The sequence below is a fragment of the Actinomyces sp. ICM39 genome (assembly GCF_000282935.1).
Lineage (GTDB): Bacteria > Actinomycetota > Actinomycetes > Actinomycetales > Actinomycetaceae > Pauljensenia > Pauljensenia odontolytica_B.
On record NZ_ALCB01000043.1, the window covers coordinates 1 to 14593 of the forward strand.

The following is a 14593-nucleotide window of genomic DNA, read 5'->3' on the forward strand; positions in this document are numbered from 1 at the left end:
ACAAAGGATTTGACCTTGGAGTTATTGCAAAAATTCTAGGGCATAGAGATATTTCAATGTTAGTAGAAGTATATGGACACACTTTAGAGGAGAAAATTTTTAAGGAATTTAATCAAATTAGAGATGTCTGGAAAGATTGCTCATAAAAAATGTAGGGCAAATGATGGGGCAAATCGGTTATAGACAAGCAAAAAAGCCTTGTAAACCAAGGCTTATTCCTGTTGATTTAGATGCCCTGGGAGGGCTTGCTCCTCCCGCTCTACATCCTTCCAGTAGTCGGTATCATTCTGTTGATTCAATCGGCGGCTCTGGCCATCGATAAGAGGATAACGAGGGCCCGCGACGGGAACGTTGCGCGCTTCAGCATCATTCTGGGATTCGTTCTCCTCGGAAGTGTGGTCTACCTGCCGCTGATAGCCGAACTGATAGATGCCGTTAGCGGTGAGCGGGATGGCATGGGAAGCTGGATCGGCCTCTTTGCCATGTTCTTCGTCGCTCCGTTCAGTCTCCTTGCGTTCCTGTACGCCTTCTTTGCGAAGCTCTCCCAGCGGGAAGAGGAGAGAAAGCGGGGACGCTAACGGTTGTTGTTCCCGCGCGTCGGGGCCTTCGTGGCCGCCGTGCTGGCCCCCGTTGCCGCTGCGCTATGGTGGTGGTTCTGAGAGGATCTCGACGTCCCCCGAATGGAACGGGGGTCGTGACGGCCTCGGTTCCATCATCTGGAGGTGTCGTGTTCCTCGTCGGATTTCTTCTGCTTGCTGCCCCCGTCCTATTTGTTGCCTTCCTAGCGCTGGCTGTCGACGTGACGGCAGCAAAAAGTCGTGAAAGAAAGGCCGCCGATGAGGTGACGCGAGCTAATCTAGCCGATGGATCTGCGGACAACGCGGGCGAGTTGGTCCGCGAGAAACAGCGCCGGGGTTCGAGCGTGGTGCGCGTCTGCGTCATCCTGGGTTTCGTCCTCACCGGAAGTATGTTGTACCTGCCGCCGTTGGCCTGGCTTGCCAGCTTTTTTGATCCGGACGGTAACCCGCCCGCAGTCGCCATAAACTTGGCCTTCCTCTCCGCGCTGCTCTTCGTCGCCCCTTTCGGCCTGCTTGCGTTCCTGTGCGCCCTCCTCGTTCGCCTCTTCGAAAAGGGTAAAGACAGGGATCAGGAGCGCTCAGAGTGACCATGCGCGTACCTCACGAGGTCACGTGAGGTTGCCCTGGCCTCGTCGTAGGTCGCAAGCACCCGTGCCTCCCGTCGGGCACAATGGACCCATGATGACCCCCACTGACCCCGCGCTTTACGCGGGCGCCGACCTGCGCCTGGCCGCCGTCGACATGGATGGCACCCTCCTGGACGATGACAAGAACTTCCCGCCCGGCATGGACGAGCTGCTCGACCAGATGGACGCGCGCGGTGTCACCTTCGCGCCCGCGTCCGGCCGGCAGGTGTGGACCCTCATCGACATGTTCCCCGGGCGCCCCGGCATGACCGTCATTGGCGAGAACGGCGGCATCGTCATGCGCGACGGCGTCGAGGTCTCCTCCCATCCGGTGGACACCCCCACGGTGCGCGAGGTCATCCGCCTCGTCCGTGAGACCACCTCGGGGCCGGACGGGATCGACGGGGGCCTGGTCATGTGCGGCAAGCAATTCGCCTATGTCGAGCGCACCGACGACCGCTTCGTCGACGGCGTCATGCCCTACTACCACCGCACCAAGCGCGTGGATGACCAGAGCGCCATCATCGACGCCATCGAGGCCGGCGAAATCGACGACGCGATCGTCAAGCTCGCTGTCTTCGTCCTCGGCCCGGTCGAGGCGCTCGCGGAGGCCACCCTGGCCAACTTCGCCGACACACACCAGTACGCGATTTCCGGCGCGAACTGGGCGGACCTGCAGATCCGAGGAGTCGACAAAGGCAGCGCCGTGCGCGACCTGCAGCGTTTCCTCGGTGTTGATCGCTCTCAGACCGCCGTCTTCGGCGACGCCGGTAACGACCTGTCCATGATGAGCGAGGGGGACCTGTCCTTCGCGATGGCCAACGCCTCGCAGGACGTCGTCGAGGCCTCGCGCTTCGTCGCCCCCTCAAACAACGAGGCCGGGGTTGCGCAGGTGCTGCGCACCCTCCTCGGGTAACAGCCTTACGTGACGCATAGGAGTAGTGAGATGAGTACGCCTTACCCTCAGCAGCCTGAGCAACAGCCTTCGGGACCATACGCGCCCGCACAGCCCACGTCTCAGGGATATGCGGCGGTTCCGCAGGGATTCGCTCCGGGTTCTGTGCCCGTGACCCAAGGGGCTGTGACTCAGAAGGTGAATCGAGTGTCGATCATCTTGGGTGTTGTCGGGTGGGCCCTCATTGGCCTGACGATACTGGCCATGTGGCTTGCTATCCGAGCCAGCGCATCCGACCCCGACCCGAGTGGCAAGGAAGCGATCGGATTCTTGCCGCTCTTTGCGCTGATGTTTATTGGCCCGGTGAACCTCGCCGGCGGTGTTATCGGGATTGTTGGGGCAGTGGGGAAACCGAAGACGAGGAAGCTCAACTGGCTGGGAATCCTCCTGAACGCAAGCCCATACATCGTCTTCACCGCCTTCATGATCGTTCTGATGCTGTTCATGTAGGTCACTGAAGCGTTGGACGGAGAAAACCATGAATGATCACAGCGGTCCCGCACCTGTGCCCAACAAGCGCATGTTGAGAATGATGAACAGGTTGTCCTTTGCCTGCGCACTCGCGGGACTTGCCGTGATCATCGGGGGTTTCATCGTCCTGTCGACCTCGTTTTTTGACGAGATGAACGCCGGCACTCACCCCGTCATCCCCGGGGACTCTGCGGTGATGAGCGACGATGAGTTCATCCGTTCTGTCCTGCCCGTAGCCTGCGCGGCGGGGATCATTCATCTGGCGGGTGTCATCGCCGGGTTCGTGGGGCGAAGGCACGCCGAGGATCGCGCGGAGCTCGGGCGCTGCGCGCTTGGAGTGGGAGCGAATGCCTTCTTCCTTGGCTGCGCCGGCATCATCCCTGCCGCGGGTCTTGCTGACAACCCGGTTGGCCCCGTTGTCCTCCTTGCTGTGTGTGGCGGTGCGGTCCTGTTCGCGTGTTTCTCCCTGTTCGAGCGCTTCTTTAGCAGCGCGGGCGCGAGATCCGTTGGGGTGGGAGTCGCAGGCTTGCTGGTGATGGGTGGAGCGTTGCTTGTCGGCCTGTTCGCGATGCTTGGCGGAATTACTTCGACGCCGGAGGACTCGTTCTTGCTCGGCATGTTTGTTGTGATCGCCTTCATCATCGTGTCCGTCCCGGTGGGCATCGCCCAGCTGACGGGCCTGATCATGGGAATACGGGCGCATCGACGCGCCGACAGTGAGGATGAGCAGGCACTCGCTACGTGGGGAATCGTCCTGAATGGAACCCTGTGCTTGTGTCTTCTGTTTCTTCCCCTGATGGTTCTTGGTTCAGTCGCGTAGGGCGCTTCTTCGACGAACGAGGCCGGGGTTGCCCAGGTGTTGCGCACTTTCCTCGGCTCCTCATTCCTTGCGAAGAACTGCCCTCTCCGATAATCTCAATTCTTGAAATACTTTTTCGGAGGGAGAGTCATGACAGCTCCTGATACGGACAAGGAACTCGAGCAGCCGCGCGACGATATGCGAGGGTGCAGATGAGCGAGCAGCACCCGTTGATTGACGAGCCAGTGTCGGCACGAGACGAACGACGTGAAGGAATGATGATGACGACACCGTATCCGAATTACCCCGAACCGAACTCATACCCGGGGCAGGTGCCCCAGCCTCCTGCCGCCAATTACAACCAGGTGCCCCAGCCTGCTCCTTACGGACAGAATCCGGGTAAATCCCCAGGAAAAGCATCATTCGGTTGCGGTGTTGCCGGCCTTGTCGTCTTCGGAGTAGTCATCGTTATCGGGCTTGTCGCCTGGGTGCGTTTTGCGATGACGTCGACGGATTCCTTGGAAAGAGCGTTGGCACCGCTCGGTTTTATTTTCATCGTCGGCCTTGGATCCATCCCCGTTGGCTTGATCAACCTCATTGGAGCCATCCTTGGTGTCGCCGCGATGGATCAGGTCAGGACTCCCGAAGAAGGCAAATATGTCTCACGTGCGCTTCGGCTGAATGCCATCCCGGTCGTCGTTGTCATGGCCGCGGTGCTTCTGTTCCTCCTGCTCTCGGTAGTGCTTTCATCCGCTTAGGGTTTCTAAACTGCGCATCTCGTTGTCTAAGGAGTGTGACCCACAATGAGTGAGGAACAAATGACGAGCATGGCTGGCGAGAATCTGCTCGAGGCAGCCGCTCTGACCCAGCCTGATGCTCCTGCCATCCAGGGGCAAGAAGTAAGACGCTGGTGGACCGGCCTCGGAGGGACACAGGCCACGTCCCTGATCCTGGGCGTTGGCGGGTGGATTCTCGTTCTCTTTATTGCCTTCGGAAGCCTCCGCGTGTCGATTCGCGAGCACACCACGGAGGAGGGCTACCTCGAAGTTTACGGCTTTGGGTACGCCATTGTATTTTTTCTTATCATTCTCGTCCTCAATGGTCTGCTGGGAATCCTCCTCGCGCTCATCGGCATGTTCACCACGAAAGAGCCGAGAGGGCGCTGGTGGAGCTTCTATGCAATCCTCGTACACGTGAGCCCGTGGCTTCTGTTCACAGCATGGGTGTGGCTGTCAATGCGGTTTGGGAGTTCGTGATCCCGCATTGGATACGTCGTTGTGCCCGGCTGAGGTGGTTGTCATGCTCGTCTCCCGCGGCTCGTCGTCATTTAGGATTGTGACCGTCGAACCTTTGTGCATGCGCCCTTGATGGAAGGACAGACAGTGACAAACCCGAATCCGAGTGTTCCGGACCCGAACGCGTATCCTGCTTCGTCTCCTCAGCAGTCGTCCTACCTGTACCAGGGTGGTGTTCCTCCTCAGGGGACGATGCAGCCGGGGAATGGAGCCGCTGCGCAGGGCTATGCGCAGGCTGGGAACGCGGGCTACGGCTACGCTCCGATGGCTCCCGTGAAGCGTCGCGTGTCGTACAAGCTGGCGGGCATTTTGTCTGGAATCGGGGCACTGCTCGCCGTCTCTCCCTTCCTCGCCTGGTTCGTCATTGAGCTCATCCCGGGCAACCATGGAGACGGCGGAGACGGCTTGTACTGGCTCGCGGTCGGGATGATTTTCTACATTCTGCCGATCGGCCTCATCCTCATCGTTGCAGGCATCGTCGCCGCTATCGTCTCAGCAGTGATGAACTCTTCGTCGAGGAGCTGATCCCGAGAGGCGAGAAACCCCGCGTCGAGCACCAACCGGTGGCGGCGCGGGGTATTTCATCTGAGCGGGATACAGTTTTGGGGCCGCAACGCAGCGCGTCGCGGCCCCGAAGCACAAGCCTCTCAGAAGGTGTGAATCACTCGCCCGCCTCGAAGGTGGCCTTCTCAGCCTCGGTGTCCGGCACGAAGGAATCCGTGTCCAGATCCGCCCAGTACTCCTCGGCCCACGGATCCTCGATCGGCTGCGAACGCTTCCACAGGATGTAGCCCGCACCGGCCACGGCGCCAACGAGGGCCGTCAGGCCGAAGGCGCGCAGGACGCGGCACTTGCGGCGCTTGCGCACCGGCGTCGCCAGAGCGACAGCCGAAGCCTCGGAGGCGCGACGAGCGCGCTCCGACAGCGAGCCGCGAGCCGACAGGGCGGCACCCGCCTGGTCGACGGCGAGAGAAGCGCGAGTCAGGTAGTCATCCACGAGCTGCTCGCGAGCGTTCTCGATCGCCGGAACGGCCTGCGCGGCGGCAGCCTGCGCACGAGCGGCGGCGTTCTCGATCGCGGGGGTCGCGTGCTCGATCGCGGAATGCAGCGCGGCCTGGGCACGAGGCGCGGCCCAGTCAACGCCCTGGCCAGCCAGATCGGCGGCCCGCACGGCAACCTTGCCGGCGTAAATGGCAGCAGCGTCGCGAAGATGCTGAGAGGATGCGCGCAGCTTATCTGCATCGAAAGTCGGCGAAGTAGCCATGATGTCTCCGATTCTGTCCACAATAAACGGGGGCGCGGACGCGCCACTCACTCCTATTGTGCTACAACGGGCTGTGATCTGCAGCCCACCGGCTTGCGTGAGCTGCGTGACGGACAGGAAACACCCAGGAAAAGGTGCGACCATTAGTCTCATGAAAGCTATTCTTCACACCTCCGTCGGCGACATCACCGTCGAACTGTTCCCCAACCACGCTCCCAACACGGTCAATAACTTCGTGACCCTGGCCAAGGGCGAGCGCGAGTGGGTCGACCCCACGACCGGCCAGAAGACCTCCCGCCCTCTCTACGACGGCACCATCTTCCACCGCGTGATCCCCGGCTTCATGATCCAGGGCGGCGACCCCCTCGGCACCGGCACCGGCGGCCCCGGCTACCAGTTCAACGATGAGATTCACCCCGAGCTCAACTTCAACGAGCCCTACCTGCTCGCCATGGCCAACGCTGGCAAGCGCATGGGCAAGGGCACCAACGGCTCGCAGTTCTTCATCACCGTGGCCCCCACCCCGTGGCTGCTCGGCAACCACACCATCTTCGGTAAGGTCGCCGACGAGGAGTCCAAGCGCGTCGTCGACGCCATCGTCAACACCCCCACGGGCCTCCAGGACCGCCCCGTGACGGAGCAGGTCATCAACTCTATCGAGATCGTCGACTGATCCTCTCCCCTCATCATCGACGAGGCCGGGGCCGCCCCCGCTGCTTAGTGCAGTGACCGGGATGGTGCACCCCGGCCTCGTCCCCTATCCCCCGCCGAAAGGGAAGCTATGAGCATGCCGAGCTACGGCCAGCGCTCGGACCCGCGCGCCGCCCCCGACTGTCCGCGTCACCCGGGCGTGCGCAGCGTCGACTACTGCAAGCGCTGCAACCGGCCCATGTGCGTGGATTGCGCGATCCCCACCGAGGTCCGCTCGATCTGCGTGGACTGCACGTCCTCGAAGAAGCAGTGGATGCGTTCCCCGTCGCGCGCGGCGGCGGCCGGGGCGCCGGTCGTCACCTACGCGATGATGACGACCTGCGTCCTCATGTACGTCCTCACGTGGCTGGCTCCCGCCCTCACGTCCGCGCTAGCGCTCGTGCCCGCGTGGCTAATGGCGCACCCGTGGACGATCCTCACGGGCGCGTTCCTGCACGGGGGCCTGCTGCATATCCTGTTCAACATGCTGTCCCTGTATTGGGTGGGGCGTGCGATCGAGCCGGTCATGGGATGGTGGCGCTTCCTCACCGTCTACCTGGTGAGCGCATTGGGCGGTTCCGCCTTTATCATCGCCTGGTGCCTGATCCAACCCTCCGAGATCTACGTCAGTACGGTGGGCGCGTCTGCAGCGGTGTTTGGACTCTTCGGGGCGGTGTTCGTCCTCCAGCGTTTGGGCGGCTCCGACACGACAGCCATTCTGACGCTGCTCGGCGTGAACCTCGTGTACGGCTTCATGGTCAGCGGTATCTCCTGGCAGGGGCATATCGGTGGCGCGATCGCCGGTGTGGCCGCAACGTGGGTCCTAGTGCGCATGGCCCGTCCGCGTTCGGGCGTGACCGAGGCGGCGCAGAATCGGCGCCAGGCGCTCGCGGCGCTGGGAATGATCGCGGGCATAGTTGCGATTAATGCGCTCGCCTTCCGCGTCCTGTACGAGGTCTATGGCGCGTGACGGGTCAACGGCCGACAGGCGCATGGTATCTAAGGATGACCTAATATAGGGAGGGTCCGGCATAGCGTGCCGGACCCTCCCTCATGCGCCCACAGGAGACACCATGACCAGCCCCTGGGACCTGTACGACCAGCTCATCGACGAGATTTCCTCCGACGTCACCGTCACCCAGATCTTCACCGACGGCAAGTGGCGTCGCGTCGCCACCAGCGAAGACGGCGTCGGCATGGCCTTTGGCATGAACGTTCAGTCCCGCCCGCGCGCCACCGAGGATCCCGCCGACCTCGTCGGTCGCCCCCTGAGAGACGTTGCCGCCCTCGCCAAGTCCTGGAACTTCGAAGACGCCGGCATCGGCATGGCCGCCGTCAACGCCTACCACTCCCACCCGGTGCGAGCCCTCGCCCACGGATTCCGCCCCTGCAAGGAAAACAACTGGGCACGCACCTTCCACCCCTACGCGTCCCTCGTCGCCGGCAAGCGCGTCGCCGTCATCGGCCACTTCCCCTTCGCACCCGCCGCCATGCCCGACGCTGCCGAGCTCAACATCCTCGAACGCAACGTCCTTGAGGGTGACTACCCCGACTCCGCCTGCGAATACCTGCTTCCCGAGATGGACTACGTCTTCATCTCCGGTTCCGCGTTCGTCAACAAGACCATGCCGCGCCTCCTCGAGCTCGCCTCCGACGCCCACACCGTCGTCCTCGGCCCCTCCGCCCCGGCCTCGCCCGCGATCATTCACGCCGGGGCCGCAACCGTCATGTCCTTCGCCAGCGCGCACCCCGCGCGCCTCGAAGACGGGCTGGCCGGACGCTCCCTCCTTGGCATGTACGACGCTGGCATGAGGGTTGAGCTGAGCCGGCCCTGACCCGAGGACGAGGCCGTGACCCGGTAGTCAGCCACGGCCTCGTCGAGAGAAATAGTGGGGCGTCCCGGCCGCAGCCGGAACGCCCCGCACTCACGTTTGTCGCGATACTACCCGCGCTCAACGCCAACGCAGCGTCATCAGGAAGCCCACCATCATCGTGCCCAGGCCCACCGCGATGTTCCACGCGCCCAGCTTCGGCACCGGGTAGGTGCCCGACGAAATGTAGTAGACGACGACCCACAGCAGGCCCAGAATCATCAGGGCCACGAAAGTGGGGGCCCACCAGGCCGGGCTGAGCGGAATACCGTCAGTCCAGTTCTGGATCTCGGTGTCGTCCTCGACCTCGTGTCCATTCTTCTTACGCTTCTTGGATTCGGCCACGTCGGGTCCTCTCTGCTGGCCCGCGCGGGAAGAAAACCGCCCGGCGGTGATGAATTAGTCGCAACACTAGCGTAGTCTCGGACGTGGAAAGTGCCAAAGCGCAGCGCCATGAGAGGGGGAAACATGCACGGACGCAGACTTCGCCACATCGCAGGCGTCCTCGCCGTGACCGTCGCCTCCGGCCTCCTCTTCTCCGTCTCTGCGCTCAATGAACGCAAAAATCCCGCGGCAACCTCCGACCTGTCCACCCTCGTGCGCAACCGCCAGGAACAGGTCAAAGTCGTCGAAAACGAGGTCGCCGCGCTCGACGCTCAGATTCAGAGCTTCGCTGCCGCCACCCCCCAGTCCGGCACCCCTGACGAAGATGCGTTCACCGCTCGCTCCACCCGCCCCGTCTCAGGACCCGGTGTCCAAATCACCCTCTCCGACGCTCCCCCTGGGCAAATCCCCGAAGGCGCAACGCCCAACGACCTCGTCATTCACCAGCAGGACATCGAGGACACCATGAACGCCCTGTGGAGCGGCGGCGCCGAGGCCATGACCGTCCAGGGCGTGCGCGTCACCTCGCGCACCGTCATCCGCTGCATCGGCAACGTGATCCTCGTGGACGGAACCAGCTACTCGCCGCCCTATGTGATCCAAGCAATTGGTGATCCTGCCACCCTGCGCGCGACGGTTACTGCAAACCCACGTATGGTGAATTATCAGGTCTACGTGACAAAGTACGGCCTCGGGTGGGAGATGCAGACCAAAGACTCCCTGAGCTTTGCTCCCGCCACTACCTCGCTGACAGCCAACTATGCAACCGTGGAGGAAACGAATGGGTGAACACGTCGCCCCTGCCTCGCCGACAAGAAAAAAACGCTCCAACATCTTCTGGAACATCGTCGGTGTCGTCGGCGAACTGCTCATTACCTTCGCGTTCATCGTCGGCCTCTTCTCCGTCTGGCAGCTGTACTGGACGACCTACGAGGTCGCCGGACAGGTCTCCCAGACCATCGCCTCGTACGAGGAAGAGCATCAGCCCTCCAAGCGCACCCTCGGCGAAGTCCGCACCGATGACCCGCCCGCCTTCGACCGCGAAGTCGGCGATGGCGAGGTCTACGGCCTCGTCCACGTGCCCACCTGGGACTGGATGAAGATCCCCCTCGCGGAAGGCACCACCTCCTACGTTCTCGACCAGGGATGGGCCGGCCACTACGACATGACCACCCAGCCCGGCGGCGTCGGCAACTTCTCCATCGCCGGCCACCGGCGCACCTACGGCAACAACTTCCGCTGGATCGACCGCCTCACCCAGGGCGACAAGGTCGTCGTGGAAGTCGACGACCACTACCTCGTCTACTCCATGGTCTCCTCCGAGATCATCGACGCCACCGACCCCACGCAGATGCGCGTCGTCGCCCCCGTCATCGACGACGTCTCCTGGTCCGAAACCCCCACCGAACGCTGGATGACCATGACCACCTGCCACCCCGAATACGGCAACTGGCAGCGCTACATCGTCCACCTCAAGTTCGAATCCTGGACCCCCAAGGACACGGGCGTCCCCGCCGAACTCGTCGACGAACCCACGAACTGAAGGACCCAACATGTACGCATGGATCTTCCGCCACCTGCCTGGCCCCACCTGGTTCAAGGTCATTGAATCCCTGGCCCTCATCGGCGCGGCCGTCGCCGCCCTGTTCACCTGGGTCTACCCCTGGGTCCAGTCCTACCTGGAGCTCGGACAGTCCTCCGTCGGCTGAGCCTGAGCCGCCTGCTCGTCGATGACACGAGGCCGGGGAGACCCGGCCTCGTGTCGTATCCGCGGACGTCGGTTGGGTGCCGCCGCACGCGATCGCGCGCCCGGAGAGCGGACAGCGCCCGCGCGCCCACTAGGGGAGCGCCCTACGATGGATGCCGGAGAAGAGGCCAAGGCCTCGTACATGAAAGGACCCGCGATGGCACGAATCCTCTGCGTCGACAACTACGACTCGTTCGTCTTCACGATCGTGGGCTACCTGCGCCACCTGGGTGCTGTTGTGGACGTTGTGCGTAACGACGTCGTGGATCCCGCCTGGTTCGAGGTCGGCTATGACGGCGTCCTCATCTCCCCCGGACCCGGCGACCCCAAGAGCGCCGGCGCCTCCCTGCAGACCATCGCCGACTGCGCCGAGCATGGCATCCCGATGCTGGGCGTGTGCCTGGGGCACCAGTCCCTCGGCGAGCTTTTTGGTGCGACCGTCGGGCACGCGCCCGAGCTCATGCACGGCAAGACCTCCGTCATCACGCACGACGGGCGCGGCGTCTTCGAGGGCGTGCCTTCGCCGCTGACCGTCACCCGCTACCATTCGCTGACGATCGACCCTGCGACCATGCCCGACGAACTCGAGGTCTCCGCGACCACTGAGTCCGGCATCATCATGGGCGTGCGCCACCGCTCCCTGCCCCTCGAGGGCGTCCAGTTCCACCCCGAGTCCGTCATGACCCAGTCCGGGCACCTCATGTTCGCCAACTGGCTCGCCGCCTGCGGTGACGCCGACGCACGTGAGCGGGCCGTGTCCCTCAAGCCCGTCGTTGCGGAGCGTTTCAAGCTGTAGGTTTCGCGGGGACCCGCAGATGTGCTTGTGGGCGTGTGCATGCGGATAGGTTACGAGCATCCGGATAGGTTACGAGCATCCGGATAGCTTATTAACCTATCCGGATGCCTATAACCTATCCACATCGTCATAACCTATCCGCGTCAGGGACCTGTTTTCTGGCGCCTCTGATTTCTAGACCGCCTAGCAGCACAGCATCTGCCAACAGAGCTGGTAATCCGGCAGGCGTGCGTTGTGGAAGACATGCTTCCACCGTGAAGAGGCGGGTGCACCGGTCCCTGGTAGCCGTGCGTTGTCGAGGCCGCCCGCGCACACCCCCGCGCACACCCGCATACACCCGCGCACCCGCATACACCTGCGCACCTGCGCCCCCGCGCACACAGCGAGGCCCGCGCCTCAGTATTTCTCCTGACTGGCGCGGGCCTCTTAGTATGGTTGCCGCCGCGTGGCGGCTCGGGGATCGCGAGTTAGCCTCGGCTGCCGGAACCCGTGTTGTTACCGTTGTTGTTGCCGGACTGGCCGCCCTTCGACACCTTCAGCTTCACACTGGAGTTCTTGTCGACCTTCGAGCCCTCGCCGGGCTCGATGGACAGGACCTGGCCGGCGGGCTGGTTGCCCGCAACTTCTTCGACGGTGACGTTCAGGCCGAGAGCCTTGAGCTGTGCCTCGGCGTCGTCACGGCCCATCCCAACGACGGTGGGAATCTCCACCTGAGCGGCCTTGCCACTCGACACGGAGACACCAACGGTGGTGCCCTTCTTGACCTTCGTGCCGGTCGCGGGATCCTGCTCGACGATGCGGTCCTTCTCCTTCTCGGAGTCGACGCTCGTCACGTTGCCCAGCTCCAGGCCGACGCCCTTCAGGGTGCTACGCGCCTGATCCTGGGTCATACCCGACAGGTCAGGAACCTCCACCTGGTCGGAGCCGGAGGACAGGTAGGCGCGGATCGTCTGTCCGGCCTTGACCTTCGAACCCGGCGACGGGTTGGTCTGAGCGACCTTGCCTTCGGGGACGGTGTCGGAGGCGACCTTGCTGTTATCGAGCTCCCACTTCAGGCCCAGGGCCTCGATCGCCTTGCGGGCGTCGTCGGGGCTCATGCCAACGAGGTTGTCGGGCAGGGTCACCGAATCGGGACCGGAGGAGATGGTGACGCGAACGGTCGCGCCCTTCTCGGCCTGCGTGCCCGCGGCGGGGTCGGTGGAGGCCACGGAGCCCTCAGCGACGGTGTCGGAGGCGACCTTGTCGGGGTTGAGCTCCCACGTGAAGCCGGCCTGCTCGATCTGGGTCTTCGCCTCGGCCTGGGTCAGGCCGACGACGTTGGGAACAGCGATTGACTCGGGCTCGGCGGCGCCGCGCGTGAGGGCCCACACCGAGCCGCCGATGATGCCAAGCGCAGCGAGAAGCAGGAAGACGATGATCGCCGTGCGGCGCTTGCGGGACTTCGAGGCCTCGTCGTCCGCGTCCGCGGTGGCGACTGCAGGCAGCGACGTGGAGGTTGCGGCCATCGCTGCGGCAGGCGTATGGCTGGGGACCGCGGCCATCGGAGTGGTCGCAGCGGTCTGGGCGCCAGCCAAGCCGGCGGCGGGCAGAACCTCGGTGGCCCACGAGTCGGCGGGCGGAGCGCCCACGTCGAGGCCACGGGCCACACGCTGCAGGTCCGCGAGCATTGCCGCGGCGCTTGGGTAACGGTCCTCGCGGTTCTTCGCTAGGGCCTTCAGCACCACGCGGTCGAGGGAGTCCGGGATGTCGGACAGGATCGACGAGGGAGTGGGCGGGATCTGCTCGACGTGCTGGTATGCGACAGCGACGGCGGAGTCGCCCTTGAAGGGCGGGCGGCCCGTCAGCAGCTCGAAGAGCACGACGCCCGTCGAGTACAGGTCGGAACGCGCGTCCACGGTCTCGCCGCGAGCCTGCTCCGGGGAGAGGTACTGGGCGGTGCCGACGACGGCGTTTGTCTGCGTCATCGTGGCCTGCGAGTCCGTCAGGGCGCGCGCGATGCCAAAGTCCATGACCTTGACCTTGCCGTCCGACGTCAGCATGATGTTGCCGGGCTTGATGTCGCGGTGCACCAGGTGGTTCGCGTGCGAGTACTGGAGGGCGGACAGGACGCCCGACACGATCTCGATGGCCTCGTTAATCGGAACGGCCGTGCCGTCGGAGATCAGGTCCTTGACCGTGTGCCCCTCGACGTACTCCATGACGATGTAGGGCACCGCGATCGAACGGCCGGTCGCATCCTCGATGATCTCCTCGCCCGTGTCGTACACGGCGACGATGTTCGGGTGATTCAGCGACGCCGCTGACTGTGCTTCGCGGCGGAAGCGCGCCTGGAAAATCGAATCCTGCGCCAGGTCGCGCCGCAGCATTTTGATAGCGACGACGCGCGACAGACGAGTGTCGAATCCCAGATGGACTTCGGCCATGCCGCCGCGCCCGATGAGCGAGCGGACCTCGTATCGGCCAGCTAGACGGTGGGCCATGGGCTCTGCCATGTCCTAACCTCCTCGATAATGTGTGCCCCCGCACTTGGTTGTATCAGGGAGCCAAGCATGTGTTTGATCGTAATAGCTGTGAGCGCGATCAGCGCAATCACGATGATTGCGATAACTGCCGCGCGAATAATCTGCCTGGATGCTGGGATGGGTGGTGCGACCACGCTGCGCGAGTATGCGGTCTTGGCCGGCGGGCGTGTCCTGGCAGCCGATCGGGCATCGAGGTCGTGCCAGCGCGGTCCGCGCGTGGTCTTGTTGGGTCGAGGCTCGTACACGGATCGACGCGGACGAGACGACGGATTGGTGGCCCGAGGCTGGGGGACAGTCCCGTAGACGCGGGGCGTCGAGCCGGTTGTGGCGCGCGGCGATGACGCCGTGGCTGATTTTTCCCGGCGAGTCTGCTCGGAGCGGGGTTGGGGGATGGTGGGAGCGCTGCGCTGGGCGGCCTTGCGCTGTGCCTGTTCGGCTTCGCGTCGGGCGCGCGCTTCTTCGAGCTCGCGCTGACGTTGCTCTTCTTCGCGGGCGACGCGTGCGCGGCGCTCAGCCTCGGCTGCGTCTTCGGCCTGGCGGTGTGCTGCGCGCTGGCGCAGGCGTTCGGCGAGGGCAGCGCGGCGGTCGTCCGAGG

At 63.7% G+C, this 14593-nt stretch carries 18 protein-coding genes and 1 pseudogene; 15 read left to right on the forward strand and 4 right to left on the reverse strand.

Annotation, left to right across the window (positions count from 1 at the left end; translation table 11 throughout):
- Positions 1-230: 230 nt before the first annotated feature.
- The 8 genes from HMPREF1137_RS02485 to HMPREF1137_RS02520 all read left to right on the forward strand — a co-directional run bounded on the left by HMPREF1137_RS02485 (position 231) and on the right by HMPREF1137_RS02520 (position 5249).
- Complete coding sequence (locus HMPREF1137_RS02485) at positions 231-578, forward strand: hypothetical protein (protein ID WP_050980923.1); 348 nt, start codon at positions 231-233, stop codon at positions 576-578.
- Positions 579-727: 149 nt separating this feature from the next.
- Positions 728-1165, forward strand: a complete 438-nt coding sequence (locus HMPREF1137_RS02490; RefSeq protein WP_155835394.1) for a hypothetical protein — start codon at positions 728-730, stop codon at positions 1163-1165.
- A gap of 91 nt (positions 1166-1256) precedes the next feature.
- The gene (locus HMPREF1137_RS02495) at positions 1257-2120 is read left to right on the forward strand and encodes an HAD-IIB family hydrolase (protein WP_034496426.1); all 864 of its coding nucleotides are present in this window, start codon (positions 1257-1259) and stop codon (positions 2118-2120) included.
- A 165-nt stretch (positions 2121-2285) separates the two neighbouring features.
- Entirely contained in the window at positions 2286-2609 is a 324-nt protein-coding gene (locus tag HMPREF1137_RS02500) for a cell division protein FtsW (protein ID WP_231284001.1), read from the forward strand.
- Between the two features lie 28 nt (positions 2610-2637).
- Entirely contained in the window at positions 2638-3450 is an 813-nt protein-coding gene (locus tag HMPREF1137_RS02505) for a hypothetical protein (RefSeq protein WP_007588557.1), read from the forward strand.
- Positions 3451-3641: 191 nt separating this feature from the next.
- Entirely contained in the window at positions 3642-4187 is a 546-nt protein-coding gene (locus HMPREF1137_RS10240) for a hypothetical protein (protein WP_155835395.1), read from the forward strand.
- A gap of 45 nt (positions 4188-4232) precedes the next feature.
- The gene (locus tag HMPREF1137_RS02515; protein ID WP_007588576.1) at positions 4233-4685 is read left to right on the forward strand and encodes a hypothetical protein; all 453 of its coding nucleotides are present in this window, start codon (positions 4233-4235) and stop codon (positions 4683-4685) included.
- Between the two features lie 126 nt (positions 4686-4811).
- Positions 4812-5249: a hypothetical protein gene (locus HMPREF1137_RS02520; RefSeq protein ID WP_007588562.1), complete on the forward strand. Its 438-nt coding sequence runs from the start codon at positions 4812-4814 to the stop codon at positions 5247-5249.
- Positions 5250-5385: 136 nt separating this feature from the next.
- Here the strand turns inward: HMPREF1137_RS02520 and HMPREF1137_RS02525 are convergent, their stop codons facing one another.
- A complete protein-coding gene (locus HMPREF1137_RS02525; protein WP_007588537.1) occupies positions 5386-5988 on the reverse strand; it encodes a hypothetical protein in 603 nt (200 codons plus the stop codon).
- A 151-nt stretch (positions 5989-6139) separates the two neighbouring features.
- On the opposite strand from HMPREF1137_RS02525, the gene HMPREF1137_RS02530 reads away from it, so the two are divergent.
- The 3 genes from HMPREF1137_RS02530 to HMPREF1137_RS02540 all read left to right on the forward strand — a co-directional run bounded on the left by HMPREF1137_RS02530 (position 6140) and on the right by HMPREF1137_RS02540 (position 8513).
- Positions 6140-6661 carry a peptidylprolyl isomerase gene (locus tag HMPREF1137_RS02530; protein ID WP_007588554.1) on the forward strand — a complete coding sequence of 174 codons (522 nt, stop codon included), beginning with the start codon at positions 6140-6142 and terminating at the stop codon, positions 6659-6661.
- Positions 6662-6769: 108 nt separating this feature from the next.
- Positions 6770-7648 carry a rhomboid family intramembrane serine protease gene (locus HMPREF1137_RS02535; RefSeq protein ID WP_034496431.1) on the forward strand — a complete coding sequence of 293 codons (879 nt, stop codon included), beginning with the start codon at positions 6770-6772 and terminating at the stop codon, positions 7646-7648.
- 103 nt (positions 7649-7751) lie between these two features.
- A complete protein-coding gene (locus tag HMPREF1137_RS02540; protein WP_007588582.1) occupies positions 7752-8513 on the forward strand; it encodes a Rossmann-like domain-containing protein in 762 nt (253 codons plus the stop codon).
- A 117-nt stretch (positions 8514-8630) separates the two neighbouring features.
- Here the strand turns inward: HMPREF1137_RS02540 and HMPREF1137_RS02545 are convergent, their stop codons facing one another.
- Entirely contained in the window at positions 8631-8894 is a 264-nt protein-coding gene (locus HMPREF1137_RS02545; protein ID WP_007588580.1) for a cell division protein CrgA, read from the reverse strand.
- Positions 8895-9017: 123 nt separating this feature from the next.
- On the opposite strand from HMPREF1137_RS02545, the gene HMPREF1137_RS02550 reads away from it, so the two are divergent.
- The 4 genes from HMPREF1137_RS02550 (at position 9018) to HMPREF1137_RS02565 (ending at position 11476) form a co-directional block, all read left to right on the forward strand.
- Positions 9018-9722, forward strand: a complete 705-nt coding sequence (locus HMPREF1137_RS02550; RefSeq protein WP_007588584.1) for a DUF881 domain-containing protein — start codon at positions 9018-9020, stop codon at positions 9720-9722.
- On the forward strand, positions 9715-10476 hold the full coding sequence (locus tag HMPREF1137_RS02555; RefSeq protein WP_007588560.1) for a class E sortase: 762 nt from the start codon (positions 9715-9717) through the stop codon (positions 10474-10476). Before HMPREF1137_RS02550 ends, HMPREF1137_RS02555 begins: the two co-directional genes overlap by 8 nt.
- Positions 10477-10486: 10 nt before the next feature.
- Entirely contained in the window at positions 10487-10642 is a 156-nt protein-coding gene (locus HMPREF1137_RS10365; RefSeq protein ID WP_007588533.1) for a hypothetical protein, read from the forward strand.
- Between the two features lie 147 nt (positions 10643-10789).
- Positions 10790-11476 (forward strand): glutamine amidotransferase-related protein, encoded by a 687-nt coding sequence (locus tag HMPREF1137_RS02565; protein WP_007588558.1) that lies wholly within the window; start codon positions 10790-10792, stop codon positions 11474-11476.
- A 467-nt stretch (positions 11477-11943) separates the two neighbouring features.
- On the opposite strand, the gene pknB is transcribed toward HMPREF1137_RS02565, so the two are convergent.
- Together pknB and HMPREF1137_RS10370 are read right to left on the reverse strand one after the other, a co-directional pair.
- A complete protein-coding gene (pknB, locus tag HMPREF1137_RS02570; RefSeq protein ID WP_007588552.1) occupies positions 11944-13968 on the reverse strand; it encodes a Stk1 family PASTA domain-containing Ser/Thr kinase in 2025 nt (674 codons plus the stop codon).
- Positions 13941-14593: pseudogene (locus HMPREF1137_RS10370) on the reverse strand (serine/threonine-protein kinase); the annotation flags it as partial. The pseudogene HMPREF1137_RS10370 and the gene pknB, both read right to left, overlap by 28 nt.